1 pseudogene is annotated in these 335 nt (G+C 64.8%); it reads right to left on the bottom strand.

Annotation, left to right across the window (positions count from 1 at the left end):
• Nucleotides 1–221: pseudogene (locus AX744_RS21030) on the bottom strand (hypothetical protein); the annotation flags it as partial.
• Between the last annotated feature and the right edge of the window lie 114 nt (nucleotides 222–335).

Genomic DNA, 335 nt, shown 5'->3' with positions numbered 1-335 from the left:
CCGTCACGACGGGGAGCACCGCCATCGCGGTTGTAGCCGCCCTCACGACGAGGCGTATCACCGTCACGACGGGGAGCACCGCCATCACGGGTGTAGCCGCCCTCACGACGGGGAGCGCCACCATCGCGGCTGCTGTAGTTGGGGCGTCCGCCAGAAGCGCGGTTCCCGCGCGGTCCGTTGTCGTCGTTGCGACGCGGACGGCGCTGTTCCTCTTCTGGCATGATGCTCCCTGTTCTCTTCGTGTAAACGCAAAATGGCCACCCAACGATGGGTGGCCATTTTGTTTAAAAGGAGTCCGGCGGTGTCCTACTCTCCCACAGGGTCCCCCCTGCAGT

The organism is Microbacterium sp. CCH5-D1, from assembly GCF_001557335.1.
GTDB lineage: Bacteria > Actinomycetota > Actinomycetes > Actinomycetales > Microbacteriaceae > Microbacterium > Microbacterium oxydans.
The sequence above is the reverse complement of the archived record's forward strand: the minus strand, read 5'-3'. Positions and strand labels throughout refer to the sequence as shown.